Raw genomic sequence first — 21,159 nt, 5'->3', positions numbered from 1 at the left:
ACCATGAACGAAGACCTCCAACCCGCCCCCTGGTACAAGCAGTTCTGGCCCTGGTTCCTGATCGCCCTGCTCGGCTACTCGGTGATCCAGGGGCTGACCCTGCTGACCGTCGCCACCCGCAATCCGCCGGGATTGATCTCCGACGACTACTACGACGTCGGCAAGGGCATCAACCAGTCCCTGGAGCGCGAAAACCTGGCTGTCCGCCTGAAGCTGCAGGCGACGCTGGAGCTGGACGACGAGCGCGGCATCGCCGAGCTGCAACTGCACGGCGCCAGCGCGCCCGCGCAACTGGTGCTCAACCTGGTATCGCCGACCCAGCCGGAGCGCGATCGCCGTGTAGTGCTGCAACATCAGGGTGAAGGCCTGTACCGCGGCAACCTGCAGGATAGCGTGCAGGGCCGGCGCTTCGTCGAGCTGATCGGCCAGGAAGGCGGCCAGGACTGGCGCCTGTTCGAGGAAGAAACCCTCGAAGCTGGCAAGCGCATCCAGCTCGGGGATCAACGCTGATCGACACCTCCCTTGCCACCGGCGCGCCGCTCGAGCGCAGCAGCCCGGCGCCCTGCTACCACTGCGGCCTGCCGGTGCCGGCGGGCAGCCGCTTTTCAGCTGTGGTGCTGGGCCAGTCGCGCGAGATGTGCTGCCCAGGCTGCCAGGCGGTGGCCGAAACCATCGTGCAGAACGGCCTGGAGCATTACTACAGCCACCGCAGCGAAGCAGCCAACAACCCCCAGCAACTGCCCCAGGCACTGCCCGACGAGCTGGCCCTGTATGACCGCCGCGACATGCAGCAGCCCTTCGTCGAACAAAGCGGCGAATGGCGCGAAACCAGCCTGCTGATCGAGGGCATCAGTTGCGCGGCCTGTGGCTGGCTGATCGAAAAGCACCTCGCTGCCCTGCCCGGCGTGGCTGAGGCGCACCTGAACCTGTCCAACCATCGCCTGCGGGTACGCTGGAGCGCCAACGCCCTGCCCCTGAGCGAACTGCTCGGCGAAGTGCGGCGCATAGGCTACGCCGCCCATCCCTGGCAGGCCGATGCCGCCGCCGAGCAGTTGACCCGCGAGAACCGCCGCGCGATGCGGCAGCTGGGTGTGGCCGGGCTTCTCTGGATGCAGGTGATGATGGCCAGCATGGCCACCTGGCCGGAGTTCAACATCGACCTCAGCCACGAGCTGGACAGCATCCTGCGCTGGGTCAGTCTGTTTCTCACCACGCCCATAGTCTTCTACTGCTGCGGCCAATTCTTCCGCGGCGCGCTGCGCGACCTGCGCACCCGTCATCTGAGCATGGACGTCTCGGTGTCGCTGGCCATCGGCGGCGCCTACGCGGCGGGCATCTGGTCCACGGTCATGGGCCATGGCGAGCTGTATTTCGATGCTGTGGGCATGTTCGCCCTGTTCCTGCTCAGCGGTCGCTATCTGGAACGCCGTGCCCGGGAGCGCACCGCGGCGGCTACCGCGCAACTGGTCAAGCTGCTGCCGGCCTCCTGCCTGCGCCTGGATGAACAGGGCCACAGCCAGCGCATCCTGCTCAGCGAGTTGCAACCCGGCGACCGCGTGCTGGTGCCGCCGGGCGCGCTGCTGCCGGCCGACGGCCAGGTGCTGACCGGGCAGTCCAGCGTCGATGAATCCCTGCTCACCGGTGAGTACCTGCCGCAGCCGCGCAGCGTCGGCGATGACGTTACAGCTGGGACGCTCAATGTCGAGGGACCGCTGACCGTCGAAGTGCAGGCGCTGGGCGACGCCACCCGGCTGTCGGCCATCGTCCGCCTGCTGGAACGGGCACAAGGCGAAAAGCCGCGTCTGGCCGAGATCGCCGACCGGGTGGCGCAGTGGTTCCTGTTGATCGTGCTGGTGGTGGCGGCCATCGTCGGGGTTGTCTGGTGGCAGCTCGATGCGTCGCGGGCGTTCTGGGTGGTGCTCGCCCTGCTCGTGGCCACCTGCCCCTGCGCTCTCGCCCTGGCTACGCCGACGGCGCTGACCACCGCCACCGGCACCCTGCACAAGCTCGGCATGCTCTTGACCCGCGGCCATGTGCTCGAAGGTCTGGAGCAGATCGACACGCTGATCGTCGACAAGACCGGCACCCTCACCGAAGGCCGCCTGACCCTACGCACCGTGCAGCCGCTCGGTGACCTGGATGGCGACACCTGCCTGGCCCTGGCCGCGGCGCTGGAAAGCCAGTCCGAGCACCCCATAGCCCGCGCCTTCGGCCACGCCACCGCGCCGGTCGAAGCGCTGCAGAACGTGCCAGGGCTGGGCCTCGAAGGTGTCGTCGAGGGGCGCCGGCTGCGTATCGGCCGGGCCGATTTCGTCAGCGCGCTCAGCGCCAGCCGCGCACCGGCCATCAACGGCGAACAGGGCCAATGGTTGCTGCTGGGTGACGAACAGGGGCCGCTGGCCTGGTTCGTACTCGACGACCGCCTGCGCGACGATGCGCCGGCCCTGGTCGAGGCGGCGCGCGGGCGTGGTTGGCAGATCCTGCTGCTCAGCGGCGACAGCTCGCCCATGGTCGGTGAAGTGGCCCGCCAGTTGGGTATCGACCAGGCCCGCGGCGGGCTGACCCCGGACGCCAAGCTGGCCATCCTGCGTGATCTGCAGAGGCAAGGCCGCCGCGTGCTGATGCTCGGCGATGGCGTCAACGACGTGCCGGTGCTCGCCGGCGCCGACATCAGCGTGGCCATGGGCTCGGCCTCGGATCTGGCCAAGACCAGCGCCGACGCCGTGCTGCTCTCCAATCGGCTGACCAGCCTGGTCGATGCCCTGCGCCTGGCGCGCCGCACCCGCACCATCATCATCGAGAACCTGGCCTGGGCCGGGCTGTACAATGGCCTGGTGCTGCCCTTCGCCGCCCTCGGCTGGATCACGCCGATATGGGCCGCGCTGGGCATGTCGGCCAGCTCGTTGCTGGTGGTACTCAACGCACTGCGCCTGGGGAAAGCACCATGACCGCGCTGTACATCCTGATTCCCGTCGCCCTGCTGCTGGTCGCCTTCGCCGTGTGGCTGTTCTTCTGGGCGGTGGACAGCGGCCAGTACGACGACCTCGACAGCCCGGCGCACCGCATCCTCTTCGATGACGATGACCCGCGCCACCAGGCGGCGGTGAAACAGGCCAAGCACGAGCCCGCCGCCAAAAACCATGACTGACCTGCTGCCGCAACTGCTCTCCGCGCTGATGCTCGGCCTGCTCGGTGGCGGCCATTGCCTGGGCATGTGTGGCGGGCTGATGGGCGCGCTGACCCTGGCCATCCCCGCCGAGCGGCGGCACCAGCGCCTGCGCTTGCTGGTCGCCTACAACGCCGGGCGCATCCTCAGCTACACGACTGCCGGGCTGCTGCTCGGCTTGGCCGGGTGGGCGCTGGCCAGCGGCCCGCTCGCCACGGTAATGCGCAGCATCGCCGGGCTGCTGCTGATCGCCATGGGCCTGTATCTGGCCGGCTGGTGGAGCGGCCTGACGCGTATCGAAGCGCTGGGCCGCGGCCTTTGGCGGCACCTGCAACCGATCACCCGACGCTGCATGCCGGTCACCAGCGCGCCGCGTGCCCTGGTGCTCGGCAGCCTGTGGGGCTGGCTGCCCTGCGGCCTGGTGTACAGCACCCTGTTGTGGGCGGCGAGCCAGGGTGCCCTGCACAGCGCCGCGCTGATGTTCGCCTTCGGCCTCGGCACCCTGCCGGTGCTGCTGGCCACCGGGCTCGCGGCCGAGCGCCTGGTCAGCCTGCTACGCCGGCGTAGCGTGCGCATCGCCGGCGGCCTGCTGGTGATCCTGTTTGGCCTGTGGACCCTGCCCGGCCCTCATCAGCATTGGCTGATGGGGCATTGAAAACCGCCTCTGGTAGCCCAGGTTAAGCGCAGCGAACCCCGGGAATCGATTGCCCTGGGTGTCGCTACGCTCGACCCAGGCTACGGAGCTGACAGGCCCAACGGTCCCACCACTGCTGCGACCCCATGACTCAGATCAAAAAGCCCCGCCCATACGCCCCCTAGACTGCTGAGCATTCAACGCTGAAGCGGAATTCGCCATGCTCGACGCCATCCAGTGGGATTCCGACCTGATCCGCCGCTACGATCAAGCCGGCCCGCGCTACACCTCCTACCCGACCGCCGTACAGTTCCACGACGGCGTCGGCTCCTTCGACCTGCTGCACGCCCTGCGCGAGAGTCGCCGCGCCCTGCGTCCGCTGTCGCTGTACCTGCACCTGCCGTTCTGCGCCAACATCTGCTACTACTGCGCCTGCAACAAGGTCATCACCAAGGATCGCGGCCGCACCCAGCCCTACCTGCAAGCCCTGGAACGGGAGATGGCGCTGATCGGCCATCATGTCGACAAGCGCCAGCGCATCGAGCAGCTGCACCTGGGCGGCGGCACCCCGACCTTTCTCAGCCATGACGAACTGCGCCAGCTGATGGCCAAGCTGCGCGAGCATTTCACCCTGCTCGACGACGATTGCGGCGACTACAGCATCGAGATCGACCCTCGCGAGGCGGACTGGTCGACCATGGGCCTGCTGCGCGAGTTGGGCTTCAACCGCGTCAGCCTCGGCGTACAGGACCTGGACCCCAACGTGCAGCGCGCCATCAACCGCCTGCAGAGCCTGGAAGAAACCCGCGCGATCATCGAGGCGGCGCGCACCCTGCAATTTCGCTCAGTGAACATCGACCTGATCTATGGCCTGCCGCTGCAGACACCGGAGAATTTCGCCCGTACCGTGCAGCAGGTCATCGCCCTGCAGCCCGATCGTCTGTCGCTGTTCAACTACGCCCATCTACCGGAGCGTTTCCTGCCGCAACGACGCATCGACAGCGGGCAGTTACCGAGCGCGGCAGCCAAGCTGGCCATGTTGCAGGGCAGCATCGAGCAACTGGCGCGCGCCGGTTATCGCTATATCGGCATGGACCATTTCGCCCTGCCCGATGACGAGCTGGCCAGCGCCCAGGAGGACGGCAGCCTGCAGCGCAACTTCCAGGGCTATACCACCCACGGCCACTGCGACCTGATCGGCCTGGGCGTGTCGTCGATCAGCCAGATCGGTGATCTGTATTGCCAGAACACCACGGATATCACCGCCTACCAGAGCAGCCTGAACAATCGCCAGCTGGCGACCCAGCGCGGCCTGGGCTGCAACGACGACGATCGTATTCGCCGCGCTGTGATCCAGCAGCTGATCTGTCATTTCCAGTTGGAGTTCGCGGACATCGAACAGCGTTTCGGCGTCACCATGCCCAGCTACTTCGCGGACGCCTGGCCGGCGCTACAGCAGATGCACCGCGACGGTCTGATCGAATTACGGGAGAGCGGTATCGAGGTGCTGCCCGCAGGAAGACTGTTGGTGCGCTCGCTGTGCATGCTCTTCGACCGCTATCTGGGCGAGACTAATCTGCAGCGTTTTTCGCGGGTGATCTGAGCAGGGCAGCCAAGGTGGCTGCCCTACCCGCTGCATCACTTGGCCAGCAGCGCGCCCACGCTGGCGCTCTGTTCGCTGGTCAGTTTCTGGTCGCGCATCACTTTCACCAACTGGGCGTTGGCGGTGCTCAGGGCGCCGTTAAGGGAGCCGATTTCGGTCTGCAGAGCACGTACCTTGGCCTGTTGCGCGTCGTCCTCCATGTCGCCTTGAGCCATCTGTGCCTGCAACTCGGCCATCTTCTCGGCTAGCTGGGCCTTGAGCTCGCGGATCATCTTGAGTAACTGCTTGATCTCGTCCGGCAGATTGCTTTCGTCGATATCGGCGTCCTTGTTTTCAGCTTCCTTCGAGCGCGCCAGGCCGACAGCGGACAGGCTCACCTTCACACCCGGCTCGGCGCTCTTTTCCTCGGCAGACGCGGTAGCGCTTGGCTCTACCGTCTCGACAGGCGCTGCTACAGGCACAGCACCCGGCGCAACGTAACCGCGCTCACTTGCACCACTGGTGGCCACTTGCATCACACCGCTCCCTACCTTCATTTGATCGATACAAGCCTATCGGCAGGTGCCTGCGACACTTGAACACCCTGCGGCAGGTGGCCGCGCATGCCCCTGGTGCGTTAACCTTACAACTTCTGAGTGATTACCTAGGGATAAGGGCGATGTCCGAAAGCATCAAGCTGCGCACTACTCATCAGGCACACTGCAAGGATTGCAGCCTCGCCAGCCTATGCCTGCCTCTGTCCCTGGATCTGAAGGATATGGACGCCCTCGACGACATCGTCAAACGCGGCCGTCCTTTGAAAAAAGGCGAGTTCCTGTTCCGCCAGGGCGACACGTTCAACTCGGTGTTCGCCGTGCGTTCGGGCGCCCTGAAGACCTTCAGCCTGAGCGACGCCGGCGAAGAGCAGATCACCGGCTTCCACCTGCCCAGCGAACTGGTCGGCCTCTCCGGCATGGACACCGAGCTGTACCCGGTGTCGGCCCAGGCCCTGGAAACCACCTCGGTCTGCGAAATCCCCTTCGAGCGCCTCGACGAACTGTCGGTAAGCCTGCCCCAGCTGCGTCGCCAGTTGATGCGCGTGATGAGCCGCGAGATTCGTGACGACCAGCAGATGATGCTGCTGCTGTCCAAGAAGACTGCCGACGAGCGCATCGCTACCTTCCTGGTCAACCTGTCCGCCCGCTTCAGCGCCCGTGGCTTCTCGGCCAACCAGTTCCGCCTGTCGATGTCGCGCAACGAGATCGGCAATCACCTGGGCCTGGCCGTGGAAACCGTGTCGCGGGTGTTCACGCGCTTCCAGCAGAGCAACCTGATCGAAGCCGAGGGCAAGGAAGTGCATATTCTCGACCCGATCGAGCTGTGCGCTCTGGCAGGTGGTAACCTTAACGGCTGATACTCCCGTTAAGGATTCACCCTGCCATGATCTTTGATGAATTCACCATCAAGACCCTTATCCGCCCGGTCAACGACTTCCCCAAACCGGGCGTGGTATTTCGCGACATCACGCCGCTGTTCCAGTCCCCTCGCGCCCTGCGTATGGTCATCGACAGCCTGATCCAGCGCTACGTCGAAGCGGACTTCACCCACGTCGGGGCGATGGATGCACGGGGTTTTCTGATCGGATCGATTCTCTCCTACGAGCTGAACAAGCCGCTGGTGCTGTTTCGCAAGCAGGGCAAGCTGCCGGCCGACGTGCTCAGCCAGGGCTACCAGACCGAATACGGCGAAGCCTTCCTGGAGGCCCACGCCGACAGCCTGTGCGAAGGTGACAAGGTGCTGATCGTCGACGACCTGATCGCCACCGGTGGCACCCTGCTGGCCGCCGTGCAACTGGTCAAGCGCATGGGCGCCGAGCTGTACGAAGCGGCAGCGATCATCGACCTGCCGGAGCTCGGCGGCTCACGCAAACTTCAGGACATGGGCATTCCCACCTTCACCCTGACCGCCTTCGCCCTCGACGAGCGTTGATAGCGGCTAAATAATCAGCCAATAAAAAGCCCGGCCAAGTGCCGGGCTTTTTATTGGTACAGCCGTTAACGCAACGATGGCCCTTGAAAGCCCATCCACAGCGCGATGTGCTCGGCAACACTGGCGCCCAGTTTCTTAGTGAAGCGATCCAGCGGGCTTTCCTGCACGGTGAAGTCGACCATTTCTTCCTGGCCGATCACCTCGCGAGCCACGTAGCTGGTGCTACCCAGCCCGTCGATCAGGCCGAGGCTCAGGGCCTGTTCGCCAGACCAGATCAGGCCGGAGAACAGCTCGGGATGCTCGGCATCCTTGAGGCGATCGCCCCGACCCTTCTTCACGCTGTCGATGAACTGCTTGTGGGTGGTGTCCAGCACCGTCTTCCAGAAACGGGTTTCCTCGTCCTTCTGCGGCTGGAACGGGTCGAGGAATGCCTTGTGCTCACCCGAGGTGTATACACGGCGCTCGACGCCAAGTTTCTCCATGGTGTCGACGAAGCCGAAACTGGCTGCCGTGACGCCGATGGAACCCACCAGGCTGGCCTTGTCGGCGTAGATCTGGTCGGCAGCGCTGGCGATGTAGTAGGCGCCGGACGCACCGAGGTCGGAGATCACCGCGTAGACCTTGATGTTCGGGTTCTCGCCACGCAGACGGCGAATCTCGTCGTACACGTAACCCGACTGCACCGGGCTGCCGCCCGGGCTGTTGATGCGCAGGATAACGCCCTTGGTGTTCGGGTCCTTGAAGGCGGCGCGCAGGCTGCCGACGATGTTGTCGGCGCTGGCCGCTTCCTTGTCGGCGATCATCCCGCGCACTTCGATAACCGCGGTATGGGGCGAACTGCTGCCGCTGCCCTGGTTGCTGATCAGTGGCGAAAACAGTGCCAGGGCGCCGAACAGGTAGATGAAGGTCAGCAGCTTGAAGAAGATGCCCCAGCGGCGCGAGCGGCGCTGCTCATGGACGCTGGCCAGCAAGGTCTTTTCGAGGAGCTTCCAGCTCTTCGGGTCGCTCTCGGAGACCGACGACGTCTTTCTCTCACCCCACATGCTCAATCTCCTCGGTTCGGGTCTCGGCTACCGTGCAGCTCAGCCAGGTACTCAATTGCGTGAAATGGTTGATCGACAATTTCGGCTCATAACGGCTCAGCGCTTCCAGCGTCTGTGCGCCGTAGCCCACCGCCACCGAATCCATGCCCGCGCGCTGGGCCATTTCCAGATCGAACGACGAATCGCCGACCATCAGTGCCTGCTCGGCGCTCACCCTGCAATGCTGCAGAATCTCGTGCAACATCCGCGGGTCCGGTTTGCTGGCCGTCTCATCGGCGCAGCGGGTGATATCGAAATAATCCTGCCAGCCCAGGGTGTCGAGAATCCGCTGCAGGCCACGGCGACTCTTGCCGGTGGCGACCGCCAGCCGATAGCCCTGCTCGCGGAACCTCGCCAGGCTCTGCTCGACATCGTCGAAGAACGCCGAAGGCGTTTGGTCCAGCGCCACGTAGCACTCGCTATAGGCGGCATGGAAGCGTTCGACGTGCGCCGCTTCGTCGAGTTCCGGATAAAGGGTGGCGATCGCTTGCGGCAGCGCCAGGCCGATGATGCCCTTGACCGCCTCGTCGCTGCGCCGTGGCAGGCCGCACAGATCGGCGGCCTGATGCATGGCGGTGACGATACGGGCGATGGAATCGACCAGGGTGCCATCCCAGTCGAAGATCAGCAGGCTGTAGTCACGCACTGAGGCGCTCCACGGTGCGGGCCCACATCTCATCGACCGGCGCCTCGAGCTTCAGCACGCCACCCTCGGGCAGCGGGATGTTCAGCTCGTAGGCATGCAGGAACAGGCGCTTGCCGCCCAGCTCGCGAATCTCTCGAGTGAAGTCGTCGTCGCCGTATTTGCTGTCGCCAGCGATGCAGTGCCCGCCGTATTGGGCATGCACGCGAATCTGGTGGGTGCGGCCGGTCACCGGCTTGGCTTCGACCAGGGTGGCGAACTCGCCGAAACGGCGCAGCACGCGAAACACGGTCAACGCCTCCTTGCCCTCGGGATTGACCTCGACCATGCGCTCGCCAGAACGCAGGTTGCTCTTGAGCAACGGCGCGTTGATCTGCTTCTTGGCGGTCGCCCAGTGGCCACGCACCAGCGCCATGTAGCGCTTGTCGACGCCATCACCGCGCAGTTGCTCGTGCAGGTGGCGCAGCATGCTGCGCTTCTTGGCGATCATCAGCAGGCCCGAGGTATCGCGGTCCAGGCGGTGCACCAACTCCAGATCCTTGGCATCCGGGCGCAACTGGCGAAATGCTTCGATCACCCCGTAATTGAGGCCACTGCCGCCATGCACGGCGATGCCGGCCGGCTTGTTGATCACGATCAGCGCCTTGTCTTCATAGACGATGGCCGCTTCCAGGCGCTGCAACAGGCCCTGGGCCAGCGGCTCGGGCTCATCACGCTCGGCCAGGCGCAGCGGCGGCACACGCACGATGTCACCAGCCTGCAGCTTGTATTCAGGCTTGATGCGTCCCTTGTTGACCCGCACCTCACCCTTGCGCAGGATGCGGTAGATCAGGGTCTTGGGAACGCCCTTGAGTTGATTGCGAAGGAAGTTGTCGATGCGCTGGCCGGCGAGCTCTGGCGCGACCTCCAGCAGCTGTACGCCGGAGGTTGGGGGAATAGGTGTCGTCATGGCCGCGATCATACAATTTTTATGGATTTGAAGCACTTAATCATTGCTGCTATAGTCGCGAATGCCGTCAAAAGCGGCCTGATTCGCGGATGTTGCCAAACCGCCATCGCGAATCGAGCAACCCACTTCAGGACATAAGGCCGTCCGACGGGCACCTCAGAGAGCGAAAGGCCAGCATGGCTGCTCGAGAAACTCGGAAACAAGGCCTGAGACATAGATGCGTGACCTGCCCAACTGGACGGTCGCGGTAATGCCAACCCGCTGCGGATTTTCGTGAGCGGCACCCGATTTTCAGCGATACGTGTAAAGGTGGAGATGCACAACGGTCGGCCTGCGTAGCAAAGAGCTTCATCTAAAGACGCGTCATATCGTCCGCTACCGACCCTTGATTCCTCCTCCTGACTGAGAACCTGTTTAGGGTCTCGCGAGCTAGCGCCACGCAAGACGCTACGTTAGTAACAGCCCCCGTTCGGGGCGGCCGAGGAAGCGACCCTTACCCACGTGGTAAACGGATTTTCCAGACCGGTTTCAACGCAGCAAGGCCGATGCTTAGCCGATCACAAGCGAGTTCTGAGGGCTTTCTGTCACATACAGCAAGCAGGAGACGTCCGTCGCGGCCCAGCAAAACTGGCTGCTGCCGCTAGACACTGAAGCGATTTACGCCCGCTTCTGACGCACCTGACACCGACCCTGAGCGTCGTGTGTGCCTAACGCGGCTTCCGGCAGCACCGGAAACCACTGGTACCACATGAAAAGAATGCTGATTAACGCAACTCAACCCGAAGAGTTGCGTGTTGCGCTGGTAGATGGCCAGCGCCTGTACGATCTGGACATCGAGTCCGGCGCCCGCGTACAGAAGAAATCCAACATCTACAAAGGTCGCATCACCCGCGTAGAACCCAGCCTCGAAGCGGCATTCGTCGACTTCGGCTCCGAGCGTCACGGCTTCCTCCCTCTCAAAGAAATCTCCCGCGAATACTTCTCCAAAGCCCCCGAAGGCCGCGTCAACATCAAGGACGTGCTCAAGGAAGGCCAGGAAGTCATCGTTCAGGTCGAGAAAGAAGAACGTGGCAACAAGGGCGCAGCCCTGACCACCTTCATCAGCCTCGCCGGTCGTTACCTGGTGCTGATGCCCAACAACCCGCGTGCCGGTGGCATCAGCCGCCGCATCGAGGGTGAAGAGCGCAACGAACTGCGTGAAGCGCTGAACGGCCTCGACATCCCGGGCGACATGGGCCTGATCGTGCGCACTGCCGGCCTGGGCCGCAGCAGCGAAGAAATGCAGTGGGACCTCGATTACCTGCTGCAACTGTGGAGCGCCATCAAGGAAGCGTCCCAGGACCGCCCTGCCCCGTTCCTGATCTACCAGGAAAGCAACGTCATCATCCGCGCCATCCGCGACTACCTGCGCCAGGACATCGGCGAAGTACTGGTCGATAGCGTCGAAGCCCAGGAAGAAGCCCTGACCTTCATCCGCCAGGTGATGCCGCAGTACGCCAGCAAGATCAAGCTGTACGAAGACAGCGTGCCGCTGTTCAACCGTTTCCAGATCGAAAGCCAGATCGAAACCGCCTTCCAGCGTGAAGTGAAGCTGCCGTCCGGCGGCTCGATCTACATCGACCCGACCGAAGCCCTGGTGTCCATCGACATCAACTCGGCGCGCGCCACCAAAGGCAGCGACATCGAAGAAACCGCCCTGCAGACCAACCTGGAAGCGGCCGAAGAGATCGCCCGCCAGCTGCGCCTGCGTGACATCGGCGGCCTGATCGTTATCGACTTCATCGACATGACCCCGGCCAAGAACCAGCGCGCTGTCGAAGAAAAGGTTCGCGAAGCCCTGGAAGCCGATCGCGCCCGCGTACAGGTCGGCCGCATCTCGCGCTTCGGCCTGCTGGAAATGTCCCGTCAGCGCCTGCGCCCATCCCTGGGTGAAAGCAGCGGCATCGTCTGCCCACGCTGCAACGGTCAGGGCATCATCCGCGACGTCGAGTCGCTGTCGCTGGCCATTCTGCGCCTGATCGAAGAAGAAGCCCTGAAGGACCGTACCGCCGAGGTTCGTGCCCAGGTGCCGATCCCGGTCGCCGCCTTCCTGCTCAACGAGAAGCGCAACTCGATCACCAAGATCGAACTGCGTACCCGTGCGCGCATCGTCATCCTGCCGAACGACCACCTGGAAACCCCGCACTTCGAAGTGCAGCGTATCCGTGACGACAGCCCGGAAGCCCAGAGCGCCCAGACCAGCTACGAAATGGCCACGGTCGAAGCCGAAGAAGAAAAACCGGCAGCCGCCACCCGCACCCTGGTTCGCCAGGAAGCCGCCATCAAGGCCGCGCCGCCACGCAGCGCACCGGCTCCGGTCAGCGAAGCCGCACCAGCTGCCGCTCCGGTTGCTGCAGCAGCTCCAACTGGCGGCCTGTTCAAAGGCCTGGTGAAGTCCCTGGTGGGCCTGTTCGCCGGTGCCGAAGAGCAGAAGCCGACCGTGATCGAGAAGAAGCCGGGCGAGCGTCAGCCGCGTGGTGACGAGCGTCGCAACGGTCGTCAGCAGAACCGCAACCGTGGCAACCGCCGCGACGACGACCGCAAGCCGCGCGAAGAGCGCCAGCCGCGCGAAGATCGTGCCGCCCGCGAAGAGCGTGCACCGCGTGAAGAACGCGCGCCTCGTGAAGAGCGTCAACCGCGCGCCCCGCGTGAAGAGCGTGCACCGCGTGAAGATCGCCAACCGCGTGAGAACGTGGAAGTTCGCGAGCCGCAGGAAGTGCGTCAGTCCCGCCCGCCGCGTGAAGGCCAGGAAAACCGTCGTGAGCGTCGCCCGCGCGAAGAGCGTCAGCCGCGTGAACTGCGCGCTCCGCTGGACGCCGAGCCGCAAAACGAAAATGCCGCAGTCGCAGGCGAAGAAGCTCGCGCCGAGCGCCCGCAACGCGAACCGCGTCAGCCACGCCAGCCGCGTGAAGAGCGTCAGCCACGCGCCGAACAGGCCAAGGCCGACAGCGCTGAAGAAGAAGTGCTGAACAGCGAAGAGCAGCAGGACGACGATCAGGACGGCAACGAAGGTGGTGATCGCCCACGTCGCCGCTCCCGTGGCCAGCGTCGCCGCAGCAACCGCCGCGAGCGTCAGCGTGATGCCGATGGCAACCCAATAGAAGGCAGCGAAGAAAACGCCGAGCAGCCAGTCGCCGGTGCCAGCATCGCAGCAGCCGCTACCGTGGCCGCCGTGATCGCCGAAACCGAGCAACCTGCCGAGCAGAACGCCGCCAGCGAAAGCCAACCGGCCGCCCCTGTCGAAGCCGCTCAGGCACCTGCCGCAGTTGAAGCCGAGCAACCGGCTCCAGCCGAGCAAGCCGCCCCGGCTCCCGTAGTCGCCGAGCGCGCCGACGTGGTGGTCGAGGCTCTGCCAGAAGTCGAGCAGCCGCGTGAGCAGGCACCGGTTTTCGAAGCCGTTGCCGAGCAGCCAGCTGTTGCCGCCGAGCCAGTGAGCGAGCCGGTCGTGGCCGAAGCACCTGCCAGCGAGCAGCCAGTGGTCGAAGCGCCTGTCGCTGAACCAGCTCCTGCCAGCGAAGCCACGCCAGTCGCCGAAGTCGAAGCCGCACCCGCGGTCGAGCAAGCGCCAGCCGTAGAAGCTGAGCAGCCAGCGCCTGCGGCACCTGCCAGCAGCAATGGCCGCGCGCCGAACGATCCGCGTGAAGTGCGTCGTCGCAAGCGCGAGCAGGAGCGTCTGGCTCGCGAAGCAGAGGAAGCTGCCAAGGCCGCTGCTGCAGCGCCTGCCGTGGCCGAGGCCGCACCGGTCGCTGAAGCGGCTCCAGCCGTGGAAAGCGAAACCGTGGTTGCTCAGCCAGCCAGCGAGCCGGTCGAGCAAGCCGAACAGACCGAGGTGATCATCACCCCGGTCGACGAAGGCGCCCAGCGTGATCAGGATGCGCCCAAGCCGCAAGCCTGATAGCTGATACGTAAATGAAAGGGATGCTTCGGCATCCCTTTTTTATTGCCTGCCATTCGAGGCACGGTCGTTTTCTGTGTCAGCTGCATCGACCTTGGTATCGCTGCGCTCGACCCAGGCTACGCGAAGCCGTGCTCAGCAAGCGGAGAAACGCGCGCTGTAGCCCCGCGGTTGAGCGCAGCGATACCCGGGAACAATGGAAATGAGGCAGGAGAGCCTCGAACCCCGCCAGCACGGCGGGGTTACGCGATGGAATCAGAGCACGTTCGGCTCGATCTCCAGTCTGACGCCGAAACGCTCGGCGATATCCGTCTGAATGCGCTGCGCCAGGCCGAGCAATTGCTGCCCGGTGGCGTTGCCATGGTTGACCAGCACCAGCGCCTGCAGGCGATGCACGCCGGCGTCGCCGTCGCGGTAGCCCTTCCAGCCGGCCTTGTCGATCAGCCAGCCGGCAGCCAGCTTCACCTGGCCATCGGCCTGGGGGTAAGCCACCAGATCGGCATGTTCGGCTTGCAGGCGCTGCGCCAGTTCGGCCGGCACCAGCGGGTTCTTGAAGAAGCTGCCGGCGTTGCCGAGTACGGCCGGGTCCGGCAGCTTCTCGCTGCGAATCGTACAGATGGCGCGGCTGACATCCAGGGCGCTTGGCGACTCGATACCCTGCTCTGCCAGGCGTTGACGCACCGGGCCGTAATCCAGATGCAGCGGCGCGTTGCGGCTCAGCGCGAAGCGTACGCGTAGGATGATCCAGCGCCCGCTTTCGCGCTTGAACAGGCTGTCGCGGTAAGCGAAGGCGCAATCCTGCAGGTCGAACTCGCGAACCTCACCGCAGTGCCGATCCAGCACCGTCAAACCAAGGAAACAGTCCTTGAGCTCGACGCCGTAGGCACCGATGTTCTGCACCGGCGAGGCGCCGACGGTGCCGGGAATCAGGCTGAGGTTTTCCAGGCCGCCAAAACCCTGGCCTAGCGTCCACAGCACGAAGTCATGCCAGGGCTCGCCGGCTTCGGCCTCGATCTGTACGTGCTCGCCGTCGTCGGCCAGCACGCGAATGCCGCGGCCGACCATGCGCAGCACCAGGGCCTCGACATCGGCGGTCAAGAGCAGGTTGCTGCCGCCACCGAGTACCAAGAGCGGCACCTGCCGCTCACGCGCCGCGTCAAGCGCCTGGCGAACCTCGTGCTCGTCGGCAGCCTCGGCCCAATAGCGCGCCGCCACGTCCACACCAAAAGTGTTGTAGGCCCTGAGCGATATACCCGACTGCACCTGCAGGCTCATAGACGCCCCTTGAGTTCGATCAGCAAGGCGTCGCTGGCCTGCTCGAGCAGATCCAGCACGTGCTCGAAACCTTCGCTGCCGCCGTAATAGGGATCCGGCACTTCGTCCTCGGCCAGCTCGAAGCGGCGCAGATACAGGTCCAGCTCGGCCCGCGCATTGGCCGGGCGCATACGTTGCAGGTCGCGCAGGTTGGCGCCGTCCATGGCCAGGATCAGGTCGAAACGGGCGAAGTCGTCAGCCGACACCTGGCGACCGCGCAGGCTGGACAGCTCGTAGCCACGACGGCTGGCCGCCTGCTGGGTGCGCGAGTCCGGCGCCTTGCCGACGTGCCAGTCGCCGGTACCGGCGGAGTCGAGCTCGATACGCCCGGCCAGACCGGCCTGCAACAGGCGCTGACGCATGACCGCCTCGGCGGTGGGTGAACGGCAGATGTTACCCAGACAGACGAACAGAACGCGCATCAGGCACCCAACAGGCGGCGGACGCGGTCCAGGTCTTCCTGGGTATCGACGCCGGCGGGCGGCGCTTCCAGCGCATCAGCGACGTGGATGCGCACGCCATGCCAGAGCGCACGCAGCTGCTCCAGGCATTCGGTGTTCTCCAACCAGCACGGGCCCCAGGCGACGAAGTCCTGCAGGAAGCCCGCGCGGTAGGCGTAGATGCCGATATGCCGGCGGTAAGGCACGCCCGCCGGCAAGGCGTCGCGGTCGGCGGCGAAGGCATCCCGCGCCCAGGGCAGCGGCGCGCGACTGAAGGTCAGCGCCAGGCCGTTGAGATCGCTGGCGACCTTGACCACGTTGGGATTGAACAGCGCAGCGACATCCTCGATGGGCTCGGCCAGGGTGGCGATGCCCGCCTGGGGATTGCCGGCCAGGTTGGCCGCGACCTGGTCGATGATCGACGGCGGCACCAGTGGCTCGTCGCCCTGCACGTTGACCACGATGGCATCGGCCGCCAGGCCCAGGGCCGCGGCCACCTCAGCCAGCCGATCGGTACCGGAATTATGGTCGACACGGGTCAGCAGCACCTGGGCACCAAAACCTTTGCACGCTTCGACGATGCGTGCATCGTCGGTGGCCACGACCACCTGGGTCGCACTGCTCTTGCAGGCCTGCTCCCAGACATGCTGGACCATCGGCTTGCCAGCGATGTCCTGCAGCGGTTTGCCAGGCAGACGGGTCGACGCATAGCGCGCCGGAATCACCACGGTAAAGGCGTTGCTCATGTTACTTGTCCAGGCGCTCGTCATCGTTGAGGGTGCGTGCTTCGCTTTCCAGCATCACCGGAATGCCATCGCGGATCGGATAGGCCACACCGGCGCCCTTGCTGATCAGTTCGGTCTTGTCCTGGCTGAGCTTGAGCGGGCCCTTGGTGATCGGGCAGGCCAGGATATCGAGCAGTTTCGGGTCCATGGGAAATCCTTGAGAACAAAGAAGAAGTAACGCGTGAAGGCTTAGTGCCGCTCGCCGAACAGGCGTTCCAGCCGGGCGTCGAACCAGGCGCTAAAGGCAGCGGACGGTTGGGCGTCGACGGCCAGGTACCACCAGTCATCGGCCGCGAAGGCCCGGCACTTCACCGCATCCTTCTCGGTCATCACCAGCGGCAGCGCCGGCGAGAAATTCAGCAGCTCGGCGCTGTAGGCGGCATGATCGGCGAAGGCATGCGCGACAGGCCGCCAGTGTAGCGCCTCGAGGGTCTTGAAGAAACGCTGCGGGTTGCCGATACCAGCCACTGCATGCAGGGCCTGGCCGGGCGGGAAGTGATCGAGTGGGCGACGCTCGCCGCTGCGCAGGTTGATCAGCGCGCTAGGCACCAGGCTGAAGGCGTAGCCGCCGGCTGGGTCTTCCGGCGCGCCGTTGTAGAGGCAGGCATCCACGCTCTGCAGGCGCTCGGCCGGCTCGCGCAGCGGCCCGGCCGGCAGACAGCGGGCATTGCCGAGGCCACGGGCGGCGTCGATCAGCACTAGCTCCACGTCGCGGACCAGGCGGTAATGCTGCAGGCCGTCGTCGCTCAGTAGCAGATCCAGCGGCTCCTCGGCGAGCAACGCGCGGGCCGCCTGGCTGCGATCCGGGTCGATCATCAGCGGCACGCCGCTGCGCTGCACGATCAGCAGCGGTTCATCGCCCGCCTGCTTGGCACTGTGCTCGGCGCGAACCCGCCAGGGCAGGCTCGGCGGCTTGGCGCCATAACCGCGGCTGATCACGCCCACGCGCAGGCCGTGGGCCTGGCACTGCTCGACCAACCAGAGAATCAGGGGCGTTTTGCCGGTGCCACCAACGGTGATGTTGCCCACCACGATCAGCGGTACCGGCGCACGGTAGATCTCGCCCTCGCCCGCCAGGAAACGCGCGCGCTTGCGCTCTACCACGCTGCGGTACAACGCCTCCAGAGGGCGCAGCAGCGCCAGCGCCGGATGCCCCTCGTACCACGCCCGCACCAGGCGGTCGGCAAGGCTCGCCATCAGGGCGCGGCCTGGCTCTCGACGGTGGTGATGCGCAGGTGTGCGAAGCCCAGCTTGCCGGCGGCGTCCATGGCGGTGACCACCGACTGGTGGGTGGTCTTGGCGTCGGCGCTGATGGTCAGCGGCAGGCTGTTGTCGCCGCCAGACTCCTTCTGCAAGGCCGCCATCAGGTTGTCCAAGTCATTCTTGACCAGAGCCTGACCGTTGAGCGAGAACGCACCGTCCGGGGAAATCACCACTTCCAGCTGCTTGAGCTCGCTCTGCTCGGGCGGCGTGCCGCTGGCCGCCTCGGGGAGATCGACCTGCATGCGGGTTTCTCGGGTAAAGGTGGTGGTCACCACGAAAAACAGCAGCAGGATGAACACCACGTCGATCAGCGAGGCGAGATTGATCTCGACTTGCTCGCGCTGTCTACGTCTGAACTTCACGCCTTCTTGCTCCCCTTGGCGGGCTTGGGCTCATCGGCCAGGTCGACGTCACGCTCGCCCTGGACCATTTCCACCAGCTTGATCGCCTCCTGCTCCATACCGACCACCAGCTCGTCGACGCGGCGCTGCAGGAAACGGTGGAAGAACAGTGCCGGGATGGCCACGGCCAGGCCCGAGGCGGTGGTGATCAGCGCCTTGGAGATACCGCCAGCGAGCAGCGCCGGGTTGGCCGTACTGCCGCCCACGAAAGAGCCGAAGATGTCGATCATGGCGATCACCGTACCCAGCAGGCCGAGCAGCGGCGTGATGCCGGCGATGGTGCCCAGGGCATTGAGGTAGCGCTCCATCTCGTGAACCACGCGGGCGGCGGCTTCCTCGATGCACTCCTTCATGATCTCGCGGCCATGCTTGGAATTGGCCAGGCCGGCGGCGAGGATCTCACCCAGCGGCGAGTCGGCGCGCAGCTCCTTGAGCTTCTGGTTGTTAAGTTGCTTATCCTTGATCCAGCGCCACACCTGGCCCAGCAACTGGGGCGGCGTGACGCGGCTGACGCGCAGCGTCCACAGACGCTCGGCAATGATGCCCAGGGCGGCGATTGAACACAGAATGATCGGCAGCATCACCCAGCCGCCAGCTTTAACCAGTTCCCACACGGTGGCAGATCCCCTTCGCAAAAGTGGCGCCACTCTAGCATAGGGTCGCGGTGTCGCCGACGGCTGCGGTTCTCATTTTTCCCGCCAGAAACGCGGTATTTCTCGCAGCGCCAAGGGCTCGCCGAAGGTGCCGAGCTCGATGCGCAGTGCACCAGTCTCGACGCTGTCGTAGGCCTTGGCCTCGAACGCGGCATAGCGCGCCATGACGGTCGGGTGAGGATGGCCGTAGGCGTTGTGGCGCCCGCGTGAATACAGCACGGCCTGGGGCTGCACCGCCTTGAGCAGCGCCCAGGACGACGAGCTGCGGCTGCCGTGGTGAGGCGCCAGCAGCCAGCGGGCGGAAAGATCGAAACCGCTGTCGATCAACGCGCGTTCGGCAGGCGTATCGATATCGCCGGTCAGCAGCATACGCTCGCCCGCCGCCTCGATCATCAACACGCAGGAGGACTGGTTGCTGTCGCCGGCCTCGGCCCAGCGCCAGGTGCTGAACTGCACGCCATCCCAGCTCCAGCGCTGCTCATCGCACGGCTCGGCGCCCAGCGACGCCGGTAGCGCCGGCGCGTCGCCGCTGACCACGCGCCTGACCGGCAGGCCGTGGGCCACCGCTTCGGCGCCGCCGGAATGGTCGTTATCGGCATGGCTGATCAGCAGCATATCCAGTTCACGCACATCGACCGCGCGCAGCGAAGGCAGCACCACCCGCTCACCGATATCAAAATCACCAAAGCGCGCGCCGGTGTCGTAGAGCAGTGCGTGACGCTGTGTGAGCACCAGCATCGACAGCCCCTGGCCGACGTCCAGCATCCACACCTCGGCGCGTTGCTCTGGCGGACGCGGCACCGGGGTGAACAGCGCCGGTAGCAGCAGGATCACGCCCAGAGCCCTTATCGGCAGGCCGCTGGGCAGCAGAATGAACAGCGCGCCCAGCGCCAGCAGCAGCCAGCTCCAGAGCGGCAAGGCGCCGGGCAGCCAGGCCGGCAGCCCGTCGGCAATCAGTGCCAGCAGGCGAAACAGCAGATCCAGCGCCAGGCCTGACCACCACAGCAATGCCTCGCCTAACCAGGGCACGGGCAACAACAGCGTGCCCAGCAGGGTCGACGGTACTACCGCAAAGCCGATCCAGGGCACCGCGATCAGGTTGGCCAGCGGACTGCTGAGGCTGATCGGCAGCCCCAGGGCCAGCATCATCGGCAACAGGCCCAACGCCATGGCCCACTGAGCGCGAACCAGGGTGCGCCAGCCGCTCCAGCGGCCAAGGCGCGCGGCGAAAATCAGCACCAACAGCCCCACCGCCCCGAACGACAGCCAAAAGCCGGGCTGCAACACCGCCAACGGTTCGAGAATCAGCACCGCCGTCAGCGCCACCAATAACGGCAGGCTGATGCCCAGGTGGCGAAACCGCCAGCGCCACAACAGCACCAGGCCGATCATCGCGCAGGCGCGCTGCACCGGCACCTCGAAGCCGGCCAAAAGGCTGTAGCCAAGCGCCGAAGAAAAGCCCAGCAAACAGGCCACCGGCAGCCAGGGCACCGCGCGCGGCCACCAGCCCAGGCGTGCCAGCCAGAACACCAGGCCGTAGAACATGCCGGCCACCAGGGTCACATGGGTGCCGGAGATCACCATCAGGTGCACCGTGCCGGTGTGTTGCAGCACTCGCCAATCGTCGACCGAGAGCCCCGAGCCATCGCCCAGCACCAGCGCCGCCAGGCCGCCGGCACGGCCGTGAGCGTCGTCAGCCAGCAAACGCTGACGCAGCCGGTCGCGCCACGCCGCACTGCCATCCGCTTCCTGCAGGCGCTCTCCGGACTTGATGGTGCCCACGCCGCCGATACGCTGGGCCAGCAGCCAGGCCTCGTAATCGAAGGACTGCGGATTGACCAGCCCATGGGGCCGCTTGAGGTTCACCGCCAGGCGCCAGACCTCGCCAGCCCGCACCGGCGGGCCCTCATACCAGGATAAACGCAACAGTTGTGGCAGCTCGGCGCGCCGCGACTGCGCCTCGGCCAGATGAAAACGCACCACGCCTTCGCGCACATCCGGCAAGTCCACCACCCTGCCCTGCAGCCATAGCGTGCGGCCGTCCAGCGAGGGATCGAGGCGATCATCCAGCGCCCATTGCGCCGACAGACAGGCCCAGCTGAAGCCGAGCAGAAACAGCCCCAGCAGATAGCTGCGAAACGGCAGCAGGACCAGTCCGAGCAGCGCCGAGGCCAATAGCAACGAGGTAGACGGCAGTTGTGGCAGCCAGCGCAGCAGGATCAGCCCGGCGGCCAGGGCCAGCAATGCGCTGCGCAAGTCTGCTGTTCGCGTCCCGTCCATGGGTGTCCCGCTTGTAGAACCAAAACGAAAAAGGCCGCTATCTT

General features: G+C 65.3%; 20 protein-coding genes. 8 read left to right on the top strand and 12 right to left on the bottom strand.

The annotated features are described in order from the left end of the window. Positions 1-3: 3 nt before the first annotated feature. From PVA39_RS10305 to hemN, 5 genes are all read left to right on the top strand, one after another. A complete protein-coding gene (locus tag PVA39_RS10305; protein WP_274123985.1) occupies positions 4-510 on the top strand; it encodes a FixH family protein in 507 nt (168 codons plus the stop codon). Beyond that, positions 510-2,948, top strand: coding sequence for a heavy metal translocating P-type ATPase (locus tag PVA39_RS10300; RefSeq protein ID WP_274124279.1), 2,439 nt, complete (start codon positions 510-512; stop codon positions 2,946-2,948). Before PVA39_RS10305 ends, PVA39_RS10300 begins: the two co-directional genes overlap by 1 nt. Next, positions 2,945-3,148, top strand: a complete 204-nt coding sequence (ccoS, locus tag PVA39_RS10295; RefSeq protein ID WP_093501705.1) for a cbb3-type cytochrome oxidase assembly protein CcoS — start codon at positions 2,945-2,947, stop codon at positions 3,146-3,148. Before PVA39_RS10300 ends, ccoS begins: the two co-directional genes overlap by 4 nt. Then, positions 3,141-3,821, top strand: a complete 681-nt coding sequence (locus PVA39_RS10290; protein ID WP_274123984.1) for a sulfite exporter TauE/SafE family protein — start codon at positions 3,141-3,143, stop codon at positions 3,819-3,821. The genes ccoS and PVA39_RS10290 overlap by 8 nt, the downstream gene beginning before the upstream one ends. 199 nt (positions 3,822-4,020) lie before the next feature. Continuing rightward, positions 4,021-5,403 carry an oxygen-independent coproporphyrinogen III oxidase gene (gene hemN, locus PVA39_RS10285; protein WP_274123983.1) on the top strand — a complete coding sequence of 461 codons (1,383 nt, stop codon included), beginning with the start codon at positions 4,021-4,023 and terminating at the stop codon, positions 5,401-5,403. A gap of 35 nt (positions 5,404-5,438) precedes the next feature. Here the strand turns inward: hemN and PVA39_RS10280 are convergent, their stop codons facing one another. Continuing rightward, a complete protein-coding gene (locus tag PVA39_RS10280; RefSeq protein WP_274123982.1) occupies positions 5,439-5,918 on the bottom strand; it encodes a hypothetical protein in 480 nt (159 codons plus the stop codon). A 143-nt stretch (positions 5,919-6,061) separates the two neighbouring features. Between PVA39_RS10280 and fnr the strand changes: the two genes are divergently transcribed. Both fnr and PVA39_RS10270 read left to right on the top strand, forming a co-directional pair. Further along, a complete protein-coding gene (gene fnr, locus PVA39_RS10275; RefSeq protein ID WP_274123981.1) occupies positions 6,062-6,796 on the top strand; it encodes a fumarate/nitrate reduction transcriptional regulator Fnr in 735 nt (244 codons plus the stop codon). Between the two features lie 26 nt (positions 6,797-6,822). Continuing rightward, the gene (locus PVA39_RS10270) at positions 6,823-7,371 is read left to right on the top strand and encodes an adenine phosphoribosyltransferase (RefSeq protein ID WP_013791969.1); all 549 of its coding nucleotides are present in this window, start codon (positions 6,823-6,825) and stop codon (positions 7,369-7,371) included. Positions 7,372-7,436: 65 nt separating this feature from the next. On the opposite strand, the gene sppA is transcribed toward PVA39_RS10270, so the two are convergent. Genes sppA through rluC form a run of 3 tightly spaced genes read right to left on the bottom strand, consistent with a single transcriptional unit; the run spans position 7,437 to position 10,045 of the window. Continuing rightward, entirely contained in the window at positions 7,437-8,414 is a 978-nt protein-coding gene (gene sppA / locus PVA39_RS10265; protein WP_274123980.1) for a signal peptide peptidase SppA, read from the bottom strand. Continuing rightward, the gene (locus PVA39_RS10260) at positions 8,404-9,099 is read right to left on the bottom strand and encodes an HAD-IA family hydrolase (protein WP_274123979.1); all 696 of its coding nucleotides are present in this window, start codon (positions 9,097-9,099) and stop codon (positions 8,404-8,406) included. The genes sppA and PVA39_RS10260 overlap by 11 nt, the downstream gene beginning before the upstream one ends. Continuing rightward, entirely contained in the window at positions 9,092-10,045 is a 954-nt protein-coding gene (gene rluC, locus PVA39_RS10255) for a 23S rRNA pseudouridine(955/2504/2580) synthase RluC (RefSeq protein WP_274123978.1), read from the bottom strand. The genes PVA39_RS10260 and rluC overlap by 8 nt, the downstream gene beginning before the upstream one ends. A gap of 748 nt (positions 10,046-10,793) precedes the next feature. Between rluC and rne the strand changes: the two genes are divergently transcribed. After that, complete coding sequence (gene rne, locus PVA39_RS10250) at positions 10,794-13,979, top strand: ribonuclease E (RefSeq protein WP_274123977.1); 3,186 nt, start codon at positions 10,794-10,796, stop codon at positions 13,977-13,979. Positions 13,980-14,234: 255 nt separating this feature from the next. Here rne and murB read toward each other — a convergent pair whose 3' ends face one another. From murB to PVA39_RS10210, 8 genes are all read right to left on the bottom strand, one after another. Then, on the bottom strand, positions 14,235-15,254 hold the full coding sequence (murB, locus tag PVA39_RS10245) for a UDP-N-acetylmuramate dehydrogenase (RefSeq protein WP_274123976.1): 1,020 nt from the start codon (positions 15,252-15,254) through the stop codon (positions 14,235-14,237). Beyond that, positions 15,251-15,715 (bottom strand): low molecular weight protein-tyrosine-phosphatase, encoded by a 465-nt coding sequence (locus PVA39_RS10240; RefSeq protein WP_274123975.1) that lies wholly within the window; start codon positions 15,713-15,715, stop codon positions 15,251-15,253. Before PVA39_RS10240 ends, murB begins: the two co-directional genes overlap by 4 nt. Next, positions 15,715-16,479, bottom strand: a complete 765-nt coding sequence (kdsB, locus tag PVA39_RS10235) for a 3-deoxy-manno-octulosonate cytidylyltransferase (protein ID WP_075929392.1) — start codon at positions 16,477-16,479, stop codon at positions 15,715-15,717. The genes PVA39_RS10240 and kdsB overlap by 1 nt, the downstream gene beginning before the upstream one ends. A 1-nt stretch (position 16,480) precedes the next feature. Beyond that, positions 16,481-16,666, bottom strand: a complete 186-nt coding sequence (locus PVA39_RS10230) for a Trm112 family protein (RefSeq protein WP_013791977.1) — start codon at positions 16,664-16,666, stop codon at positions 16,481-16,483. A 41-nt stretch (positions 16,667-16,707) separates the two neighbouring features. Next, on the bottom strand, positions 16,708-17,715 hold the full coding sequence (lpxK, locus tag PVA39_RS10225) for a tetraacyldisaccharide 4'-kinase (RefSeq protein WP_274123974.1): 1,008 nt from the start codon (positions 17,713-17,715) through the stop codon (positions 16,708-16,710). After that, positions 17,715-18,143, bottom strand: coding sequence for an ExbD/TolR family protein (locus PVA39_RS10220; RefSeq protein WP_274123973.1), 429 nt, complete (start codon positions 18,141-18,143; stop codon positions 17,715-17,717). The genes lpxK and PVA39_RS10220 overlap by 1 nt, the downstream gene beginning before the upstream one ends. Beyond that, positions 18,140-18,796 carry a MotA/TolQ/ExbB proton channel family protein gene (locus tag PVA39_RS10215; protein WP_274123972.1) on the bottom strand — a complete coding sequence of 219 codons (657 nt, stop codon included), beginning with the start codon at positions 18,794-18,796 and terminating at the stop codon, positions 18,140-18,142. The genes PVA39_RS10220 and PVA39_RS10215 overlap by 4 nt, the downstream gene beginning before the upstream one ends. Before the next feature lie 72 nt (positions 18,797-18,868). Continuing rightward, positions 18,869-21,091: a DNA internalization-related competence protein ComEC/Rec2 gene (locus PVA39_RS10210; protein ID WP_274123971.1), complete on the bottom strand. Its 2,223-nt coding sequence runs from the start codon at positions 21,089-21,091 to the stop codon at positions 18,869-18,871. Between the last annotated feature and the right edge of the window lie 68 nt (positions 21,092-21,159).

Origin of the sequence: Pseudomonas sp. CNPSo 3701 (genome assembly GCF_028674975.1) — a bacterium.
Lineage (GTDB): Bacteria > Pseudomonadota > Gammaproteobacteria > Pseudomonadales > Pseudomonadaceae > Aquipseudomonas > Aquipseudomonas straminea.
This window is presented reverse-complemented; position numbering and strand designations above follow the sequence as displayed.